This window comes from Pseudomonas sp. Eqa60, assembly GCF_018326405.1.
Lineage (GTDB): Bacteria > Pseudomonadota > Gammaproteobacteria > Pseudomonadales > Pseudomonadaceae > Aquipseudomonas > Aquipseudomonas protegens.
The window spans coordinates 4,902,462-4,922,595 of sequence record NZ_AP024342.1; the positions used below are offsets into that span (position 1 = coordinate 4,902,462).

Below are 20,134 nucleotides of genomic sequence, written 5' to 3' on the forward strand. Positions count from 1 at the left end.
GATCCAGGCAGACGGGGCATCGGTCGGGACGATGCCCCCTCGATGCGCTCAAGCAGCCGTCCCCCTAGGCGGATGCCTCGGCTTTGGCTACGCTCAAGCCTCTTCAGGATGTTTCAAGGCTGGAATTCGTGATGCCCCACTGGCTGGTAATAGATCTGGAAGCCACGACGGATGAAGGGGGCTGGCCGGTGAGCGAGATGGAAATCATTGAGATCGGCGCCACCCTGGTCAACCGTCAGGGCCGGGAACAGGACCACTTCCAGCGTTTCGTCCGCCCCTTGCGGCGCCCCATGCTGACGCCGTTCTGCCGCGAACTGACCCACATCACCCAGGCCAATATCGACAGCGCCGCGCCCCTGAGCGAGGTCTGGGGCCTGTTCGAGCGCTGGCTCGGCCAGCATCAGCCGCGCCTGGATGGCTGGGCCAGCTGGGGCGACTACGACCGCAAGCAGTTGCAGCTGGAATGGCACAACCAACAGCTGCACAGCCTGCTCAATGAGGTGCCGCACATGAACCTCAAGCAGCGCTTCGCCAAGGCCCGGCGCCTGGAGCGGCCCCTGGGGCTCAATGCAGCCCTGCAACTGGCCGGCATGCAGTTTACCGGCCAGCAGCATCGAGCCCTGGAAGATGCGCGCAATACAGCACGCTTATTACCGCTGATTCTTCCTTGACGGCGGCAGGTGACGGCCCTGAAGGCCTTGTGCATACTGGCCGCCCTTTTTGACCCTTTCTTGAGGAATCGCCCATGTTTAAAGTCAACGAGTACTTCGACGGCACCGTCAAGTCGATTGCCTTCGGCACGGCCGAAGGCCCAGCCACCATTGGCGTCATGGCCCCGGGCGAATACGAGTTCGGCACCGCACAACGGGAAATCATGCACGTGGTCTCCGGCGCCCTTACCGTGCGCCTGCCAGACAGCGCAGACTGGGAAACCTTCCCGGCCGGTAGCCAGTTCAACGTTCCGGCCAACAGCAAGTTCCAGCTCAAAGTCGCAGTGGACACCGCCTACCTGTGCGAATACCGCGGCTGATCGAGCATCGCGGCGTTACCCCGGAATAAAAAATGCCCGTCTCCCAGGAGACGGGCATTTTTCGAGGTGGCACCGGTTATTCGATGACCGTCACCGCCATCCCTACCTGCAAGCGACCGTTGCCATCATTGACCAGGTTCTGGCCGAACATCGCCCCATCGGCCTGGGCCCGGTACTTCTGCAAGGTGGCCAGAGGTTCGCGGTCGGCACTGCGCTCGCCGGTCTGCGGATCGATGGTGGTGAGAATGCAGCGCGAGCATGGCTTGACCACACGGAACTCGACATCGCCGATACGCACGCGTTTCCAGTCGTCCTCGGCAAAGGCCGCACTGCCCTCGACCACCAGGTTCGGTCGAAACCGCAGCATCTCCAGGGGCCGGCCCACGCGAGCGACCAGGTCATCCAGGGAGGCCTGGCCAATCAGCAGCAGGGGAAAACCATCGGCGAAGGCCACCTGGTCATCGTCCCTGCCATAACCGGCGGCGGTGCTCCGTGCCCGCTGCGCAGGAACCTGCACCAGGCGGCTGGGCTTGCCGATGAATTCGCTGACCCAGGCCGCGGCTTCGTCCCCCGCATCGGGAACCCGCAAGGTGTCCTGCCAGATGGTCACGCCGCGCAACGGTGCATCCGCACCCGGCAGCGCTACTTCAAGGGTGGAGTGGCCTGGGGCGCTCAGGGTCAGGCCACCCTGGTCATTCCACAAGGCCGACAGCTGACTCATCCGCGCTACGGCGCGCTGGGTCAGGAAACGCCCGCTGGCCTCATCCACCAGCATCCAGCGGCGATCCCCTTGCAGCCCGAGCTTGTCCAGGCCGATCTGTTGCAGGGTCTCGCCCCTGGCGGATTTCAACGGGTATCGGTAAAGCGCGCTAAGACGCATGTCCAGCTCCCTGTATGGGCAAAAGCGCTCACCCTATACCAGCATTTAGCCGAAACAAAGGAGCGCCGGCGCAAGGCCCGTGTCAGGCGTCGGCTTCGTCCAGCATCAGCCGTTGGCGGACCACGTCCACCAGCTTGTCCGGCTGGAACTTGGACAGGAAGTTGTCGCAACCGACCTTCTTCACCATCGATTCGTTGAAGCTGCCGGACAAGGACGTGTGCAGCACCACATAAAGCCCGCGCAAACGCGGATCGTTGCGGATCTCGGTGGTCAGGCGGTAGCCGTCCATTTCCGGCATTTCCGCATCGGTGAACACCATCAGCAGCTTGTCGGTCATCACCACGTCGGTGTCGGCCCAGGCCTTGAGCATGTTCAGGGCCTTGAGGCCATCACTGGCGATGTGCATCTTGACCCCGAGCTGGCCGAGGGTGTCGCGCAATTGCGAGAGGGCCACGTTGGAGTCGTCCACTAGCAGCACTTCGCGGCCACGGGCACGCTCCAGCACCGGATCTTCCAGCTTGTCCCGGGAAACCTTGGCGTTGTAGGGCACGATTTCCGCCAGGACCTTTTCCACGTCGATGATTTCCACCAACTGGTCATCGACCTTGCTGATGGCGGTCAGGTAATGCTGGCGCCCGGCGCTGGTGGGCGGCGGCATGATGGCTTCCCAGTTCATGTTGACGATGCGGTCCACGCCACCGACCAGGAACGCCTGCACCGAGCGGTTGTACTCGGTAACGATGATGGTGCTGTTGGGGCCCGGGACCAGCGAGCGCATGCCGATGGCCTGGGACAGATCGATGACCGGCAGGGTCTGCCCGCGCAGATTGACCACCCCACAGACAAAGGGATGGCGCTGAGGCATCAGCGTCAGCTTCGGCAGTTGCAGCACTTCCTGGACCTTGAACACGTTGATCGCGAACAGTTGCCGGCCGGCCAGGCGGAACATGAGGATTTCCAGGCGATTCTCACCCACCAGTTGCGTGCGTTGATCTACCGTGTCGAGAATGCCGGCCATTAATGACTCCTGGGCTTGTTCTGATGAATTCACTAAAGACAGATATCGGCCGGGTCTGCCGTATCTTGACCCGCATGCAAATTGCCACACAAAGTCGTTGATGTCACATTAACATCATGCTTTACTGGCGCGGTCAATTCAGCACCACCCTCTGCGCCGGCCAGACCTCTATTTCGGTGCAAGGTTCCCGTGCCTAGGGGAATCCCCTATCAACAATCAGGACCAGCCTGATATTCGCGATATCCAATAGCCATTAATGTGACGCCATTCTCATTGCATGAACGGAGTCAGGCTTTTGTTTTTGATCGCAGAAAGGTGGCTTGGCCCCCTTTCAAGCCCCACTACCCTCGCTCATCCTGCCCCAGCGCGCTTGCGCCGCCTTGCTGTGGCCGGCATGCGCGCACGGACCGGGTTCGAGGCCACTCGACTCGCTCGGCAGGCTGCGACCGCAGGCAAGCATTCAGCTATAACGTCAATCCAGCTGCACCTATCGCGTCCAACTTGCAAACCGTTCAGCCAACGCCCTATCAAGCCATCGGACACGCAGTCATGGAGATAAGCATGCTAAAGGACGGCCACGAGTGCGCCACACCGCTGCCCGAGTTCCTGCTTGAAGCCCAGGCCCTGCTGGCCAGATCGGAAGACTGCCTGAGCCACCTGCACCTGATCAGAAACGATGAAGAAGCGATCAACTGCCTGCTCGCCAGCCTGCTGAGCCTGGCCCAGGCCGCGGCCCGCCACGCAGTCAGCCCGCTGGCCGAATTCTCCCTGCATGTTCATGGCGTGCTCAAGCGCACCCCCCATCCCCTGGACCTCAACGATCCGATCCTCGACGCCTTGAAGAGCTGCCTGACGCTGATGGCCTGGCAACTGGAACTGATCGACCCGCGCAACGGCCAGCTCAATCTGGACGACAGCGAACAAGTCATGCTGATCGAAGAACTGACAGAGCAAGTGGGTCAAAACTGTAACTGCACATATCCATCTTGCAGCCACTGAAGTTGTATTTATCCGGCGGGGCAGCGGATAAAACTCTCGCCAATCACCGCCCTACTGCACAACATCGACAAAATATCGGGCCAACTGCCAAGCACCCCGTCGTTATTGATTAATTCATACCCAAGAGCGACATCAATCACTCCATAAAGCCAACTAGCAAGGTCACCAGGACTTGCTGTTCAACGCGCTGTGCATGCGGGCAAACCCGCTCCCCAGCACACTTTGCGCGATGTTCGGGCGCACGTGGCGCCAATGGTACCGACGTACCGATACCCTCCAGTTCCTGACTCTGAAGTCCTATATGACTGAGCGTATAAACGCGACCGACGGTATCTTCGGTGGTATTATGCGGCGCATAAACGGACACAGTTAATGGCACATTGATTCCAATGGCGGCAGTTACTACTCAGCCTGTACAACACGAACAGACAGCGTTGATTGAAACCGGGTATTCAAAGAGCACCGTTTCCCAAACAAGCCTCGTCATCCATACTTGACCGGGCTCTTCGCAGCGAACATCCATTGGCTCCATCCGCTATGTACGCCAGCCTCAAGTCATTCTTCTCTTGGCCCCCCTCCCGTGATCACCTGCGCTGGCTCAGCCTGTTGCTGTGCTCCTGCTCGACCCTGGCCAGTGTGCTGGTCTACTGGCTGGGCCGGCCTCTGCCTCTGGGGTTGCTGGTCATCAACGTGGCGGCGCTGGCCTGCATCTGGATGCAATACGGTTATTCGCGCAAATCCATCCGCTTCCAGCCCCAGGAACTCGCCGAACGCCTGCTGGAGGTCAAGGAAAACGAACGGCACCGTCTGAGCCGTGAACTGCATGACGACATCGGCCAACTGCTGACCGCCGCCAAGCTGCAGACCGACTGGCTCAAGCGCCGCCTGCCGGACGAACTGCAAGAACATTGCGCGGTGCTGGGCACCACCCTGGAAGAGACCCTGGCCAAGGTGCGGGACGTCTCCGCCATCCTCAACCCGCGGCAACTGGCCAGCCTCGGGCTGGAAGCCAGCCTGCGCGCCCACCTGCTCAAGACCCTGGAAAACACCTCGGTGCACTGGAGCCTGGAGTGCCACCAGCGCCTGGCGGGCATTCCCGAGGAAATGGCCGTCGCAGCGTTTCGCATCACCCAGGAAGCAGTAACCAACATCCTGCGCCACGCCCAGGCGAAAAACCTGCTGGTACGCCTGCAACGACTGCCCGAAGGCCTGTCGCTGTTCATCAGCGATGATGGCCAGGGTTTCGCACCGGCCAGCGACCCGGGCGCCCAGGGCCAGCGCGGCATGGCCGGAATGCAGGAACGAATCAGTCAGTTGGGCGGCCTGTTGAAGGTCACCAGCGAGGCCGACCAAGGCACACAGATCGAAGCACTCTTTCCCTGGGCCCCTCGCACTCTGGAGCGGGCCAGCACGAATAAGGTTTTACATTGACCTGTAATTTACTCTTGGTGGATGACCACTCGCTCATCAGGGCTGGCGTGCGTGCCCTGGTCATGGACATTCCCGGATACGCGGTGATCGGTGAAGCGGATGACGGCTCGTTCCTGCTGGAAATGGTCGAAAGGCTGCATCCGGACATCATCCTGCTGGACCTGTCGATGAAACACACCGGCGGCCTCGACGCCCTGCGCCGGCTCAAGGCGCTCCACCCGCAGAGCAAGGTGCTGATCCTGTCGATGCACACCGACCCGGCCCTGATCATGCAGGCCCTGGAATGCGGCGCCCACGGCTACCTGCTCAAGGACACCACCGCCACAGAACTCGAGCACGCCCTCCAGGCCCTGCGCAACAATGAACGCTACCTGAGCCCGGCCATCGCCCACACGGTGATCAACCAGGCCCTGACCCGGGCTCAGAAGCAACCTCCGCCACCGGAGCAGAACCACAACCTGACGGCCCGCCAGCTGGAAATCCTGCGGCTGATCGTGCGCGGCAAATCCACCCGGGAGATCGCCCTGGGCCTGGGCCTGAGCATCAAGACCGTGGAAACCCACCGCTCGCAGATCATGAAGCGCCTGCAGATCTTCGACGTTGCCGGGCTGGTGCTGTTCGCCGTGCGCGAACGCATCATCAGCCTCGACGACTGACTCAGCGGGCGCCTCCCAGCAGCGGCGAATCCTCGGGCAGATGCACCCGCAACGCGCCAGGACGGGCGGTGAAACGCAAGGTATCGCCCTGCAGCGGCTCGCCGTCGAGGTTGATGTCCAGGCCTCGGGACGCCTTGATCTCGACCCAGGGCAGGCGTGCCCGGACAAACAGATTGTCGATCCCCAACCCGCCCGCCAGCAGGTTCTTCAGCGTGCCGACCAGTTCCTGGGGCGCCGGCAGGATGCTGATATCCAGCAAGCCGTCATCGGCCAGGGCCCCCGGGCACAACTCGTGCCCGCCGCCCGCTTGACGGCCGTTGCCGATGCCCAGGGCCAGAAGTTCGCCATGCCAGTGGAAACCCGGCCCCTGCAACTCGCCATAGGCCGCGCTCAGCTCGGCAAAACGTGACAGACCGGTGAACAGGTAGGCCGCGCCCCCCAGGACCTTCTTCAAATCCTCCGAGGTGTTGGCGGTGACCTGGCTGCCAAAGCCGCCCGTGGCCATGTTGAGGAACATCTGCCCGCCGACCTCCCCCAGGTCGATCGCCCGCGCCGGCACATCCAGCAGGTCCAGGGCCGCCGCCGGGGTCAGCGGCACGCCGGCAGCCCGGGCAAAGTCGTTGGCCGTGCCCAGCGGCAACAGCACCAGGCTGGCCGGGGCGTCGGCATTGGCCAGGGCTTCGGCGATGTCCCGCAGGGTGCCGTCGCCGCCGCCGGCAATCAGCCGGGTATGGCCGGCAGCCAATGCCTCCTGCACCAGGCGCTGGGCATCCCCCGCCTCCCAGGTCAGGCGCACCTGCAAGTCCCAGCCGGCGGCGCGCCGGGCCTCGACGGCCGCGCGCACCTCCTCGTTGAGGGCCTGTTTGCCGTGCAGTATCAACAATGCCTTGCGCTCACTCATCAGCCCTGACTCCGGTTATGGATTCCATGAAGGATGTTGACCCTGCCGCCCGCCGAAAAAGTCTGTCGTCGGAATTTATTTTTTTGCCGGAAGCAGTCTGGCCATGGCCCCCCGGCAATCCGGCAGCTTAGCCGCAGGGAGGCAGGGATTCGTCCGGCACGGTCCGGCTTTCAATTAGCGGGTCGTTGTTTCATGAGCTTTACTGACCCCTGTCGTTTAGATGAGGAAGTGCAGGTCATCACCTTGACCGGCGCCGGGGGCCCCACCTGAATACGCAGAGGGCACGGTTTTCCCACTTGAATGCCGACCACGCCTGGGGATGAAGGGACGTGGCTTTTTTCGGTGCCGGGACCAGACGATGGGAAGTCGCAAACATTGCGAACTTCCTCGCGATCTCTCCAGTCAACCGGTGTGCCTTAGGTCGAGGGAATTGATCTTATGCGGTTGCAACCTGTAGACAGCCTGTTACTGACTCGCCCCAGCATGGTCGAGTACTTCCTGTTCGGCATCCGTGTGGTTCATGGGCTGACTGCAATCCTTCCCGGGCTGTTGCTGATCCTGCTGTCCAACAACAGCCAGGAAGCCTTGAAAAGCGACCTGACCCTGCTGGTGTTCTTCGCCCTCATCAGCGTGCTGATCTTCCAGGCCCTGGGGGTGTACGCCGAATCCATCTTCAGCAACCAGCTGCGCTTCCAGCTGACCCTCTTCGCCTGGGCCTCGTCCTTTTGCGTGCTGCTGTTCATGCATCACTCGATGCAGATGTTCAACACCATCGGCAACCCCGAGCTGTTCGGCTGGTTTGCCGGCAGCTTCGTGCTGTTCGGCATCGAGCGCCTGGTGCTGCTGACCCTGTTCCAGCAGTTGATGCAGCGCGGCGTGTTCCTGCAGAACGCGGTGATTCTCGGCGCCACGGAAAACGGCCAGCGCCTGGCCGAATACCTGGCCCAGCATCAGGACATCCGCTCCGGAGTGACCGGTTTCATCGACGACCGCATCGGCCGCCTGCCCAAGACCCTGTGCAACCTGCCGCTGCTGGGCAACTCCAGCGACCTGGAACGGCTGATCCGCGAGGAAAAGGTTACCCAGGTCCTGGTGGCGCTGCCCTGGTCGGCGGAAAACCGCATGGCCTATGTCATCCGCGAGCTGCGAAGGCTGCCGGTGAACGTGCTGCTGGTGCCCGACATGGTGGCCTTCCGGCACGCCCACAACCGCATCACCGAAGTCGCCAACCTGCCGATGTTCAACGCCTCCGAAGTGCCGTTGCGGGGCTGGTCGCCGTTCTTCAAGCGCCTGGAAGACATGGTGCTGTCGAGCATCGCCCTGGTGCTGCTGTCGCCGGTGATGCTGCTGGTGGCACTGGCGATCAAGCTGGACTCCAGCGGCCCGGTGCTGTTCAAGCAGAAGCGCTACGGCTACAACAACCGGCTGATCGAGGTCTACAAGTTCCGCTCGATGCACCAGCACATGGCCGACGCCCATGCCGAAAAGCAGACCACCCGGGGCGACCCGCGCATCACCCGGGTCGGGCGCTTCATTCGCAAGACCAGCCTCGATGAACTACCCCAGCTGTTCAATGTGTTCGGCGGCAGCATGTCCATGGTCGGGCCGCGCCCCCATGCCACCGCGACCAAGGCCGCCGGCATTCTCTTCGAAGAGGCGGTCAAGGAGTACACCTCGCGCCACCGGGTCAAGCCGGGGATCACCGGCCTGGCGCAGATCAACGGCTATCGGGGCGAAACCGATACCCTGGAAAAAATCGAGAAACGTGTCGAGTTCGACCTGGAATACATTGAAAACTGGTCGGTATGGTTCGACCTGTACATCCTCTTCCGCACTGTTCCATCCGTGATCATGACCCGCGAGGCCTTCTGAATGAGCACACTCATTCCCTGCATCATTGCTGGCGGCGCCGGCACCCGCCTGTGGCCGGTATCCCGCGAGGCGATGCCCAAGCCCTTCATGCGCCTGCCAGACGGCGAAAGCCTGCTGCAGAAAACCTTCGTGCGCGCCACCGCGCTCAAGGACGTCGGCCGCCTGTTGACGGTGACCAACCGCGAGGTGTTCTTTCGCACCCTCGACGACTATCGCCTGCTGAACAAGGCCAGAGTGGAGCTGGACTTCATCCTTGAGCCGTTCGGGCGCAACACCGCACCGGCCATCGCTGCCGCCGCCCTGCACGTGAGCCGCCTGTATGGCGATGATGCACAGCTGCTGGTGCTGCCCGCCGACCACCTGATCAAGGATGTGCAGGCTTTCGCCAACGCCGTGGACAGCGCCCGGCAATTGGCCGAGCAAGGCTGGCTGGTGACCTTCGGCCTGGTGCCCACCCACGCCGAGACCGGCTTTGGCTATATCGAGAAAGGCCAGGGCCTGAACAAGGACAGCTTCCAGGTCAGCCGCTTCGTCGAGAAACCCGACGCCGCCACCGCCCAGCGTTATGTCGATGGCGGCCTGCACCTGTGGAACGGTGGGATGTTCTGCATGCGTGCCGACGTGATCCTGCAGGAGCTGCGCGAGTTCGTGCCCGAGGTGGTCAGCGCCGTCGAACACTGCCTGGAGCAGAGCCACCGCAAGGAGGGCAAGCACGAACTGCAAGTGGAGCTGGATGGCGACAGCTTCGCCCAGGCCCCGGACATCTCCATCGACTACGCGGTGATGGAGCGCTCGAAGAAAGTCGCCGTGGTGCCCTGCCAGCTGGGCTGGAGCGACATCGGCTCCTGGCAGGCAGTGCGCGAGCTGACCCCGGCGGACGAACATGGCAACCAGTGCAACGGCGAGACCGTGCTGCACGATGTCAGCAACTGCTATATCGACTCGCGCAAGCGCCTGGTGGGCGGGGTCGGGCTGAACAACCTGATCATCATCGACACTCCGGACGCCCTGCTGGTGGCCGACGGCAACCGCAGCCAGGACGTCAAGCTGATCGCCCAGGAACTCAAGCGCCAGGGCCACGACGCCTACAAGCTGCACCGCACCGTGACCCGTCCCTGGGGCACCTACACCGTGCTCGAGGAAGGGCCGCGCTTCAAGATCAAACGCATCATGGTCAAGCCCAATGCCTCGCTGTCGCTGCAGATGCACCACCACCGCAGCGAACACTGGATCGTGGTCAGCGGCATGGCCCTGGTCACCAATGGCGAGGACGAATTCCTGCTCAATACCAACGAGTCGACCTTCATCAAGCCCGGCCGCACTCACCGCCTGGTCAATCCCGGGGTGATCGACCTGGTGATGATCGAAGTACAGAGCGGGGAGTACCTCGGCGAAGACGACATTGTGCGCTTCAACGACATTTACGGGCGGGCTCCCGCCGAAGCCGCCAAGACCTGAACTGACGCTCCAAGCAGCAATCTGGCCCGACAGGGAGTTGTGACTATGCACGCCAGGAAGACCGCTCGATGAAAAGACTCCTGCTGATTTCCAGTGTTCTCATGCTCTGCGCCTGCTCCATTCCGGCAAAGGTGGAACTGCCGCCCAGCCAGGACCTGGAGGCCGCCCATCGGGCCGGTGATGCCCTGGCCGGCCAACCGTTGCCGCCCCAGCGGATTCGCCCGGGGGATACCCTGCGCATCGTCCGCAACACTGGTGAGGCGCCATCGATCTCGGCATTCACCGCCAACTCGATCTACGAACTGACGCTGTTCACCGTGCTCAACGATGGCACCTTCGCCTACCCCTATGCCGGGCAGGTCAAGGCCGCGGGGCTGACTCCGCAGCAACTGACCCAGGTCCTGGAAAACAAGCTGAAGAACATCTACCAGGACTCGGCACTGACCGTGAACATCAACCAGGCACCGGGCAACACCGTGTTCGTCGGCGGCTCGGTACGCAACCCGGCGTCCCTGCCGGTGACCGTGACCACCACCCTGGAGCAGGCCATAGTCGGCGCCGGGGGCCTCTTGAATGTGGGCGACAGCCGCAATATCGCCCTGCTGCGCGAGGGCGAGGACGGTCGCTACAAGACCTACTTTTTCGACTACCGAAAATTCATGATCGCCGGCAACGCCGGAGCCGCGCCGGTGCTGCTGCAACGCGGCGACGTGGTGTTCGTGCCCAAGTCCAGCGTCGGCAACGGCATTGAATGGGTGGATGTGTACCTCAACCAGTTGATTCCGTTCACCAAGTCGATCGGCATCGGGGCGAGTTACGAAATCAATCGCCAGTCGGCCAACTGATCGCCAAGGACAGCACTCATGATCAATATCCGTTCCTTTCGCGATCTGCTGCGGTTGTTCTTCATCTTCAAGCGCGAGGTCAAGATCACCGTCCTGGTGACCTTCATCATCATCGTGCTGGGGGCTTTCTTGCTGCCCAACCGCTTCGAATCCACCGCCCTGCTGCTGGTCAAGCCCGGACGCGACACCAGCACCCTGCCGATCGAGATCGCCGATCGCCAGGCTGTGGTGATTCCCAGCGCCCAGCGTGATCCGATCATCGATGAGGAGCGCATCCTCGGCGGCGAGCCCATCGCCCGCAAAGTGGCGGAAAAGTACCTCGACGACCTGTCCCGCCAGCCCCAACCAAGTGGTGCCCTGGCCACCCTCAAGAACGCAGTGAAAGGCGCGGTGGAAGGCATCGTCGACCTGCTGCGCGGGGCCCTGCAACTGGTGGGCCTGGTGGAGAAGCAGACCCCGGTGGAACGCCTGACCGAACGCATGTTGAAAAGCTTCAGCGTGACCCACGCCGCAGGCTCCTCGGTGATGGAAGTGAGCTTTACCTGGAACGACCCCAAAGTGGCCCAGACAGTGGTCAAGAGCTGGATCGAGCAGTACCAGCAGGAACGCGCGCAAACCCTCGGGCGCAAAAGCCTGTACGCCTTCTATGAAACCGAAAGTGGCGCCACCAACCAGCGCATCCTCGGCTACAAGAAGCAGATCGCCGACTACCTGAACCAACTGGGGGCGGTGAGCATCGAAGAGCGCCTGAACGATATCTCGCGCAACCTCAACAACCTCAAGGGCGAACACCTCAATACCACCCGAGCAGTGGCGTCCACTCGCAGCGGCCTGGAGACCATCCAGAAGCAGCTCAACAGCATGAAGAAAGAAATCAGCATCGGCCGCCAGATGAGCCTCAACCCGGACCGCCAGGACCTGCAGCAGCGGATCAACGCCAAGCAGATCGAGCGTCAGGAAATGCTCCGCACCTTCAAGGAAGGCGCCCCTCCGGTCCGCGCCATGGATGCGGCAATCGCCAACCTGCAAGCCTTGCTGAAATCGGAAAGCGGCACTGTGCAACGCAGCGAAAACCTGGCCCCGAACCCGGTCTATACCCGCCTGCAGAACAGCTTCGCCGACCAGCAGGCCAGCCTCAGCCGCCTGCAGACCCAGGCCGCCCAGCAGGAAACCCAGTTGCTCAAGCTCGAACAGGAACGGCGCCAGGCGCTGGCCGTGGAACCTGAACTGGCACGCCTGCAACGGGAACTGAGCGCGGCGGAGAAAAGCTTCGCGCTGTACAGCGACAGCACCGAGAAAGCCCGCATCGACCGCGAGCTGGACCAGAGCCAGATCAGCAACATCGCGGTGATCGAAGAAGCCACCTTCAAACCCAGCCGGGTCTTTCCCAAGAGCCTGAGCATGCTGCTCGCCGCCATCCCCCTGAGCCTGGCGGTGGGCCTGCTGGCGCTGTACTTCTTCTATCTGCTGGACCAGCGCATCCATGACGGCGACCAGATCGAGGAGCGCTTCGGGGTCAAGGTCTGGACCAGCCTGCAGGACCTCGACAGCCACCTGCCGCAACGCAACAGCGCCTTCACCGCCAGCCTCTACCGCCTGTACGGCATCCTGCCCCTCAAGCAGGTGGCGCTGCAGGGCCTGGTGATCGGCCTGACCTCGGCACGCCGCGGCGAAGGCGTGAGCTTCGTCACCGCGCACCTGCGCGACCTGCTCCAGGAGCGCGGGCACGTGGTGCGGGTCAATGGCGCACCCAACGCGGTGCCTGGCGAAATCGTCCTGCTGGAAGCCTCGGGCTTCTTCTCCAACCAGGAAGCCTTCGTCAGCCTGCGCGAGGCCGACCTGATCGCCCTGATCGTCGAAGCCGAAACCACCACGGTGCCCGTGCTGCAAAACGCCCTGTCGATTCTCACCACCGCCTTCAAACGGGTTGACGGCATCATCATCAACCGCCGGCGCTTCGGCATCCCGGAGAACGTGCTGAACTTCCTGGCGCGGATCAGGAGCCCCCACTGATGCACATTGCCCTGCTGGCACCCATGCCTCCCGAGCAGAACGGCATTGCCGACTACGCCGCGCACCTGCGCACCGCCCTGGAAGGCCTGGGGCTGAAAGTCAGCACGCCGCTGGCCGGGCTGGGCAACGACCCGCAACGCGCCATCGAGCGGGTGGCGCACAGTGACTGGCAGGGGATCGACCTGGTGCACGCCGAGCTGGGCGGTGGCCGGCTGGCGGAGTTTCATGCCCTCAAGGCGTTGCGCGAGCGTTTCCCCAGCCTGCCGCTGAGCGCCACGGTGCACGACCCCGAACGCCTGGTCTGGCGCCGGGCCAGCCTGCCCTGGCCGCTGTCCCTGGCCACGCGGCTGCCCTCACCGCTGCCACAGATCGCCACGGTACTGACCGACCCCTTGTGCCTGCACGAAGAAAAGCAGCTGGCCCGCAGCCTCACCCGGCTGATCACCCTGACCCACGCCGGCGGCGCCTGCCTGCGCCAGCGCATGGGGTTGCGTGCGGAGCAGATGGTGGTGATCCCCCACGGCAACCTGGCCATCCCCGCCCGGCCGCTGCCGCCGCTGAGCCCGTTGAGGCTGCTGTATTTCGGCTTCATCTACCGCGGCAAGGGCATCGAGGATCTGCTGGATGCACTGGCCATGGCCTTCGCCCAGCAACCGGCAATGCGCGAGCGCATGCGCCTGACCCTGGCCGGGGGCAGTGAACCGGAAATGGCCTTCGGCAGCGCCGGCAGCTACCTCGACCAGTTGCGCCAGCACATACAGCGCCTGAACCTGCAGGACAGCATCGACTGGCAACTGGACCTGCCGGCCACGGACATTCCCAAGGTGATCCAGGCCCACCACGTAATGGTCCTGCCCTACCGCGAGTCGAGCAAACTCAAGCTCCTGGGCACGCTGCGGGGGACCAGCGGCGCCCTGTCCTGGGCGGTGGCCTGCGGCCGCGGCGCCATCACCTCCGACGCCCGCTCCTTCGCCGAAGAGGTGGCCCAGGACAACGGCGTGATCTTTCCCCAGGGCAACGTCGCCGCCCTGGCCGCCGAACTCAGCCACTTGTGCGCCAGCCCGGAACGGGTGGAGCGCTGGGCCGAGCACGCCGCAGTGATCGGCTCCCGGCGGGTCTGGAGCCATACCGCCGAGCGCTTTGCCCGGGTGTTCAGCGATGCCTGTGGAGGCCCGGCCCATGCCTATGCGACGTAGCTCGGCGATTGCCCTGCTGGTGCTCGCCTGCCTGTCCTGGAACGCCCTGGCGGATACCACCCTGCGCGCGCCGCGAGCGGTGGTGTGGAAGGATTTTCTCGGGGTCAACGCGCAGTTCCAGTACTTCACCCCCGGCGTCTACCAGAAGCAGATGGACCGGCTCGATGCCCTGGGCCTGAGCTGGGTCCGCCTGGCCATTCACTGGGCCATGATCGAACCCAGCGAGAATGACCTGCAGCTGGACACCCTGGACGCCGCGATGAACGCCATCCAGGGCCGCCAGTACCGGGTCCTGGCCTACATGGTGGGTTCGGCGCCCTTCGCCGCCAACGTGCCCAGCGGCTCGCCCCCTTCCGACCAGTACCCGCCCAAGGACTTCAACGTCTTCGCCCAGCGCATGAAAATGCTCGCCCAGCGTTATCCCCAGGTGAACACCTGGCAGGTGTGGAACGAACCCAACATCGTCTGGCTGCCCAAGGAAGACCCCGACGCCTACGACCAGTTGCTCACGACCACCACCAGCGCCATTCGCGCGGCGATTCCCGACAAGCCTGTAGCGACCGCGGGCATGGCCTACTATAGCCAGATGCGCAGCACCCCGGGGCTGATGCTCGAAGACCTGCTGCAACAGGGCCTGGGCACGGAAAACCTGATTGCCGCCTACCACCCCTATTCCGAGCTCCCGGAAGGCGACGATGCCGCGGCCCAGGATTTCCTCGTACGCGGCAACTTCCTCAACAACGCGCTGCACAGCCAGGGCGTGCAACAGGTCTGGGCCACCGAGTGGGGCTGGTCGAGCTACACCAGCGGAGCCCGGGAAATGCAGGCGATGATCGGCGTCAACGGCCAGGCCGACTACACCCTGCGCCGCCTGGCCCTGATGGCGGCCATGGACTACCAGCGGATCTTCCTGTTCAACCTCAGCGACCTGGATGCCCGCGCCAGCAACCGCGACCAGTCCTACGGGCTGGTGGACCTGGCCGGCGAACCCAAGCCGGTCTACAACGCCCTCAAGTATTTTCTCGACACCACCGGGCCGAGCCTGGCCCCGGCTGATCCCCCGGCCTGAGCAACGCCCCGAGCGACTTGTACAGCATCGCCTGGACCCGGCCCGACGGCTCCCACGTCTGGATGTTCTGGAGCGCCAGCGGCGCCAGCCTGCAGGTTCCCGGGCTCAACGCGGCCACGCTGCATGATCCGCTGACCGGCACCCGCACCGAGCTGAGCGGGCAAGCGGGCCTGAGCGTGCCGTTGAAAACCAGCCTGCAACTGTTGGTGTGGTGAGCATGAAAATCCTCTGGACCCTGCCCTACCTGCCCTGGCCCGCCACCAGCGGCGGCAAGACCCGGCAATACCACCTGCTGCGGGCCCTGGCCGCCCGCGGGCACCGCATCACCTTGCTGGTGCAATCGAAAACCCCGTTGGACGACGCCACCCGCGCGGCCCTGGAGCCCTGGCTGGAACGCCTGATCGTGCTGCCGCGGCGGCCGTTGCGCAGCCTCAAGACCCTGTTCTCGGTGCTGTTCGCGCCCTACCCCATGCTGGCCGACGTCAACGGTTTGGCCGCGCCGCTGCAACAGCGTTTTCGCGAGCTGTTGGAGGAACCCTGGGACGTGATCCAGATCGAGCACAGCTACAGCTTCCAGCCCTTCGAACAGCCGCTCAAGCAATTGCAGCGCCCGTTCATCCTCACCGAACACAACGTCGAGTCGGCCCTCGGTGCCGCCAGCTACGACCGCCTGCCGGCCTGGTCGAAACCCTTTACCCGTTACGACCAATGGCGCTACCGGCGCTGGGAACGCCGGGTGTTCCAGCAGGCGGCCCGGGTCATCGCGGTGACCGAACAGGACGCCCTGACCCTGGCCCGGCTGAGTGGCAAACCGGCCGCGGTGGTGGTCAACGGCGTGGACTGCGGGCACTACGCCGCGGTGCAACCGGACCTTGGCAGCCAGCGCCTGCTGTTTATCGGCAACTACGAATACAGCCCCAACCTGGATGCGGTGCAATGGGCCCTGGAAGAGATACTGCCGCGCCTGTGGGCCATCAACCCCGAGGTGCACTTCGCCATCTGCGGCTACGCCCTGCCGGACAGTTTCCGCCAGCGCTGGACCGACCCGCGCATCGAGTGGCAGGGTTTTGTCCCCGACCTGCGGGACCTGCAACGGCGCTCCGCGCTGTTCTTCGCCCCGCTGCGCCAGGGCGGCGGCTCCAAGCTCAAGGTCCTGGAGGCCATGGCCGCCGGCCTGCCGGTAGTTACCACGGCCCAGGGCAGCTCCGGGCTGCAGGTAGAGAACGGCCAGCATTACCTGGGCAGCGAAGACCCCGGGGCCCTGGCGCAGATTCTCGCCCAGGCCCTGGCCGACCCCGAGCGCCTGCAACGCATCGGCGCCGCCGGGCGCGACTACGTGCTGGCCCACCATGACTGGAGCGCCGCCGCGGCCCAGCTCGAAGCGGTCTATCACCAACTCCCCTCTGACAAAGAAGAAGTGTCCGTATGCGCATAGGTCTGGATTACCGCCCCGCCGCGGGCTACAGCAACAGTGGTATCGGCCGGCAGAACCTGGCACTGGAAGACGCCCTGCGCGCCAATCCGCAGGTCAGCCTGCAATTGTTCGGCGTCGCCCCGGAAGACCATCCGCTGCGCCGCCGGGTGCATTGCCCCAGGTGGGGCGCACCACTGCAGGGGGTGCATCGCCTGCCGAACCGGCTGCGCTTCGAGGGCGGTTTTCTGCCCGAGGCCCTGCGTGAGGCCGAGGTGGAGCTGTACATCTGCAACTTCAACATGGGCCTGCCCCTGGGCAGGAAACCTAAGAACCTGCGCTATGTATTGCAACTGCATGACCTGTTCCAACTGACCCTGACCAACAGCCATGGCTCGCGGCTCAAGGAGCGGGTCTATGGCCTCACCGACAAGCTCTCCATCGGCCACTCGGTGAAGCAGGCGGACCGCATCTGGACACCTTCGCAGTACACCGCCGACGAACTGGTGAAGCTCTTTCCCCAGGCCCGGGACAAGGTCCGGGTGCTGCCCAACCTGGTTACCGGTTTCCAGGGCGAACCCGCCGACATCCGCGACCTGCAACTGCCCGAGCGCTACTGGCTGGCGGTGGGCACCCGCGAGCCGCGCAAGAACATTCCCTGGTTCGTCACTGCCTGGCAGGCCGCACGCCAGCAATCCCCGGATGTGCCGGAACTGGTACTGATCGGCGCCCCCGAACACCTGCCCAGCGAGCTGCGCGCCGTGCATGGCCTGCACTTTCTCAGCGACCTCAGCGACAGCCAGTTGCATGGGGTGTACCGCCAGGCCCAGCGCCTGTGGCAGCCCTCCTACGCCGAGGGCTTCGGCCTGCCGGTGATCGAGGCCCTGAGTGTCGGCACTCCGGTGGCGGTGGCCAGCGGCTCGGCCCTGGACGAGATCACCCCGGCGGGCAGCCCGCGCTTCTCGCCTACCGACAGCGCCGCGCTGAGCCAGTTGATGGTGCAACTGGCCAGCGCCCCGCCGGAAGACCCCGCCCCCCTCAAGGCCTGGGCGGCCGGCTACGCCGAGGATGCCTATCGCCAGCGCTTCAATGAATTGCTCGAGGAGCTCAAGTAATGCCCATCGCCCTGCCGCTGGCGCTGATCTTCGGCCTGGTTTTCGGCGTGCTGATCTGGTTGCTGCCAGCACTCAAGGTGCTGGTGCTGATGGTCGGCATCGCAGCGGCGGTGACCGTGGTCCGCCAGCCCATGCGCGGGCTGCTGCTGTTCGCGGTACTGGCGACCTTCCTGCCCTATTCGACGGTGCAGATCGGCCTGCGCACCACCGTCTCCGAAGCCCTGCTGCTGTTGGTCTGGGCCAGCATCCTGGCCCAGGGGCTGTTCTCCAACCTGCCCCGGCCACCCAGGCTGCTGCGTACCGAGAAGCTGCTGCTGGCCCTGATGGCCTTCAGTGCCCTGCCCTTCATCATCGGCCAGGTGACGGTGAACGCCGATGGCAATGGCCCGGTGAACTGGGTCCGCTGGTTGCTCAACCTCTCGGCGCTGTTTCTGGTCCGACGCCTGTTGCAGCAAGCCAAGGCCCGGGAGCAACTGGTCTGTGGCCTGTTGCTGGGGACCCTGCTGCTCCTGCTGCTGTCGATCCCGGTGTTTCTGAAGAACGGCAGCGCCACGGCCATGACCCCGATCCTCGAAAAGCTCGGCTACGGCGGCATCGCGGTACTGGGCGACAGCCTCAGCGCCCTGGCCAATCGCATGGGCTCGCCGTGGATGCACCCCAACGTCACCGGCGGCGCCATGGCCCTGCTACTGCCCCTGGCCTTCTGTTTCGGCCTGACCCGCAGCGGCTGGAAGCGTAACCTCGGCCTGGCGGTGGCCTTGCTGGGGGCCGCCGGGTTGCTGCTCTCCGGTTCTCGCGGAGCCTTGCTCAGCCTGCTGATCGTGCTGATCTGGATGGCCCGCCAGCGGGTGCCCTACACCGGGCGCATGCTGATGGGTGGCTTCGTTCTCGGGGCCTTGCTGCTGATGTCCTATCCGCCCTTGCAGGACCGCCTGCTGACCCTGTTCACCTCCAACGATGCCAGCACCAGCGTGCGGGTCGACGAGTACTCGCACTTCCCCGCCGCCATGGCGATGTTCCCCTTCGGCATCGGCTTCAAGGTCGACCCACCCGTGCCCGGCACCGGCCTGTGGGGGATTTCCAACCTGTGGCTGAACTACATCTACAAGATCGGCGTGCCCGGCATGCTGCTGTTCGTCGCGGTGATCTGGAGCTGGTGGCGGGAAACCCGGGTTCCCGGGGTGGCCATCCAGTTGAATCGGGACAACGCCCTCTGGCTGGGCAGCGGCGCCGGCCTCAGCGCCGCACTGATCAGCGGCCTGTTCGACCATTACTTCAGCTTCACCCAGGTGTTGATCGCCCTGTTCTGGCTGCTGCTGGGCCTGAACCTGCATGAAGCCAGACGCCTGCGACTCAAGGCCGGCGCTGCGGCGCCCAGGGTTACTCCAGACTCCCCACCCTCAGGAATCCAGCCATGAAACATCGCCTCTTCCACTCGCAGAACCTGAAACAGGCCTTGCCTGACTATGCGCAGAAAATGGGGGTGAGCCTTGCAGAACTGGAGGCGGCCTATCAGTGGATGCTGGAGAACGAAGTCGTGTTCGAACAACCGCTCAAGGGCAACGTGCTGACCTACATCAGCTACCTGAACATCGAATCGAAGATCGAGCCGCCCCTGCCCCGGCGCTTCTACAAACTGCTGGGCCGCGAACTCAAGGGGGCGCTGATTCCCATGTACGGAATCAACTGGCCGACCCTGCGCGACCGCATGCTGCGGGTCTGGGAGCAGATCTACAACATCCTCATCTGCAAGATCCCCAGCCACACCCTGCGCCTGTTCTGGCTGCGCCTTGGCGGCGCGAAGATCGGCAAGGGCTCCACGGTGTGGCGCAATACCGAGGTACTGGGTGTCGACAGCCTGCGCATCGGCCAGGACAGTACCGTGGCCTGGCACTGCCAGTTGGACGCCCGGGGCGGGCTGATCATTGGCGACCATGTGACCATCGCCTCCCATGTGCTGATCATCGCCGGTGGCCACGACCTCAAGGAGCCGGAATTCTGGGCGGTAGGCGGGCCGATCTACATCCATGACTACGCCTGGATCGCCAGCCGCGCCCTGCTGTCGTTTGGCGCCGAGATCGGCGAAGGCGCGGTGGTCGGCGGGCAGACCGTGGTGTCCAAGCCGGTACCGCCCTACGCCATCGTCAGCGGACCGGACGCGGCGATCAAGGGCGAGCGCTGCCGCAACCTCAACTACAAAGTGGGCGGCAAAGGCCTGTTCACTTTGTTCCACTAAGCCC

The 20,134-nt window shown here is 64.0% G+C and carries 17 protein-coding genes and 1 pseudogene; 15 read left to right on the top strand and 3 right to left on the bottom strand.

Annotated elements, in window-relative coordinates; all coding sequences use genetic code 11:
- The first annotated feature begins 131 nt into the window (after positions 1-131).
- Positions 132-671, top strand: coding sequence for an exonuclease domain-containing protein (locus KI242_RS21920; RefSeq protein WP_015636499.1), 540 nt, complete (start codon positions 132-134; stop codon positions 669-671).
- A 74-nt stretch (positions 672-745) separates the two neighbouring features.
- Positions 746-1,030 (top strand): pyrimidine/purine nucleoside phosphorylase, encoded by a 285-nt coding sequence (locus tag KI242_RS21925; protein WP_011062476.1) that lies wholly within the window; start codon positions 746-748, stop codon positions 1,028-1,030.
- Between the two features lie 76 nt (positions 1,031-1,106).
- On the opposite strand, the gene KI242_RS21930 is transcribed toward KI242_RS21925, so the two are convergent.
- A complete protein-coding gene (locus tag KI242_RS21930; RefSeq protein WP_011062477.1) occupies positions 1,107-1,910 on the bottom strand; it encodes an MOSC domain-containing protein in 804 nt (267 codons plus the stop codon).
- 82 nt (positions 1,911-1,992) lie between these two features.
- The gene (locus KI242_RS21935) at positions 1,993-2,928 is read right to left on the bottom strand and encodes a chemotaxis protein CheV (protein ID WP_212805571.1); all 936 of its coding nucleotides are present in this window, start codon (positions 2,926-2,928) and stop codon (positions 1,993-1,995) included.
- 561 nt (positions 2,929-3,489) lie between these two features.
- Between KI242_RS21935 and KI242_RS21940 the strand changes: the two genes are divergently transcribed.
- The 3 genes from KI242_RS21940 (at position 3,490) to KI242_RS21950 (ending at position 6,014) form a co-directional block, all read left to right on the top strand.
- On the top strand, positions 3,490-3,927 hold the full coding sequence (locus tag KI242_RS21940; RefSeq protein ID WP_019095078.1) for a hypothetical protein: 438 nt from the start codon (positions 3,490-3,492) through the stop codon (positions 3,925-3,927).
- A gap of 537 nt (positions 3,928-4,464) precedes the next feature.
- Positions 4,465-5,358, top strand: a complete 894-nt coding sequence (locus KI242_RS21945; RefSeq protein WP_011062480.1) for a sensor histidine kinase — start codon at positions 4,465-4,467, stop codon at positions 5,356-5,358.
- The gene (locus KI242_RS21950; RefSeq protein ID WP_011062481.1) at positions 5,355-6,014 is read left to right on the top strand and encodes a response regulator transcription factor; all 660 of its coding nucleotides are present in this window, start codon (positions 5,355-5,357) and stop codon (positions 6,012-6,014) included. Before KI242_RS21945 ends, KI242_RS21950 begins: the two co-directional genes overlap by 4 nt.
- A 1-nt stretch (position 6,015) precedes the next feature.
- On the opposite strand, the gene yegS is transcribed toward KI242_RS21950, so the two are convergent.
- Positions 6,016-6,915 carry a lipid kinase YegS gene (gene yegS, locus KI242_RS21955; protein ID WP_011062482.1) on the bottom strand — a complete coding sequence of 300 codons (900 nt, stop codon included), beginning with the start codon at positions 6,913-6,915 and terminating at the stop codon, positions 6,016-6,018.
- Between the two features lie 438 nt (positions 6,916-7,353).
- On the opposite strand from yegS, the gene KI242_RS21960 reads away from it, so the two are divergent.
- The 10 genes and pseudogenes from KI242_RS21960 to KI242_RS22005 all read left to right on the top strand — a co-directional run bounded on the left by KI242_RS21960 (position 7,354) and on the right by KI242_RS22005 (position 20,130).
- Positions 7,354-8,787 carry an undecaprenyl-phosphate glucose phosphotransferase gene (locus KI242_RS21960; RefSeq protein ID WP_011062483.1) on the top strand — a complete coding sequence of 478 codons (1,434 nt, stop codon included), beginning with the start codon at positions 7,354-7,356 and terminating at the stop codon, positions 8,785-8,787.
- Positions 8,788-10,245 (top strand): mannose-1-phosphate guanylyltransferase/mannose-6-phosphate isomerase, encoded by a 1,458-nt coding sequence (locus KI242_RS21965; RefSeq protein ID WP_212805572.1) that lies wholly within the window; start codon positions 8,788-8,790, stop codon positions 10,243-10,245.
- A 68-nt stretch (positions 10,246-10,313) separates the two neighbouring features.
- Positions 10,314-11,090 (top strand): polysaccharide biosynthesis/export family protein, encoded by a 777-nt coding sequence (locus tag KI242_RS21970; RefSeq protein WP_015636504.1) that lies wholly within the window; start codon positions 10,314-10,316, stop codon positions 11,088-11,090.
- Positions 11,091-11,108: 18 nt separating this feature from the next.
- A complete protein-coding gene (locus tag KI242_RS21975) occupies positions 11,109-13,103 on the top strand; it encodes an LPS biosynthesis protein (RefSeq protein WP_011062486.1) in 1,995 nt (664 codons plus the stop codon).
- Positions 13,103-14,299 (top strand): glycosyltransferase, encoded by a 1,197-nt coding sequence (locus KI242_RS21980; RefSeq protein WP_212805573.1) that lies wholly within the window; start codon positions 13,103-13,105, stop codon positions 14,297-14,299. Before KI242_RS21975 ends, KI242_RS21980 begins: the two co-directional genes overlap by 1 nt.
- Positions 14,289-15,583, top strand: a pseudogene (locus KI242_RS21985) (cellulase family glycosylhydrolase). Before KI242_RS21980 ends, KI242_RS21985 begins: the two are co-directional and overlap by 11 nt.
- 2 nt (positions 15,584-15,585) lie before the next feature.
- Positions 15,586-16,803: a glycosyltransferase family 4 protein gene (locus tag KI242_RS21990; protein WP_015636507.1), complete on the top strand. Its 1,218-nt coding sequence runs from the start codon at positions 15,586-15,588 to the stop codon at positions 16,801-16,803.
- Entirely contained in the window at positions 16,794-17,894 is a 1,101-nt protein-coding gene (locus tag KI242_RS21995) for a glycosyltransferase family 1 protein (RefSeq protein ID WP_212805574.1), read from the top strand. Before KI242_RS21990 ends, KI242_RS21995 begins: the two co-directional genes overlap by 10 nt.
- Entirely contained in the window at positions 17,894-19,312 is a 1,419-nt protein-coding gene (locus KI242_RS22000; RefSeq protein ID WP_212805575.1) for an O-antigen ligase family protein, read from the top strand. The genes KI242_RS21995 and KI242_RS22000 overlap by 1 nt, the downstream gene beginning before the upstream one ends.
- Positions 19,309-20,130 (top strand): acyltransferase, encoded by an 822-nt coding sequence (locus KI242_RS22005; RefSeq protein WP_212805576.1) that lies wholly within the window; start codon positions 19,309-19,311, stop codon positions 20,128-20,130. Before KI242_RS22000 ends, KI242_RS22005 begins: the two co-directional genes overlap by 4 nt.
- Positions 20,131-20,134 lie beyond the last annotated feature (4 nt).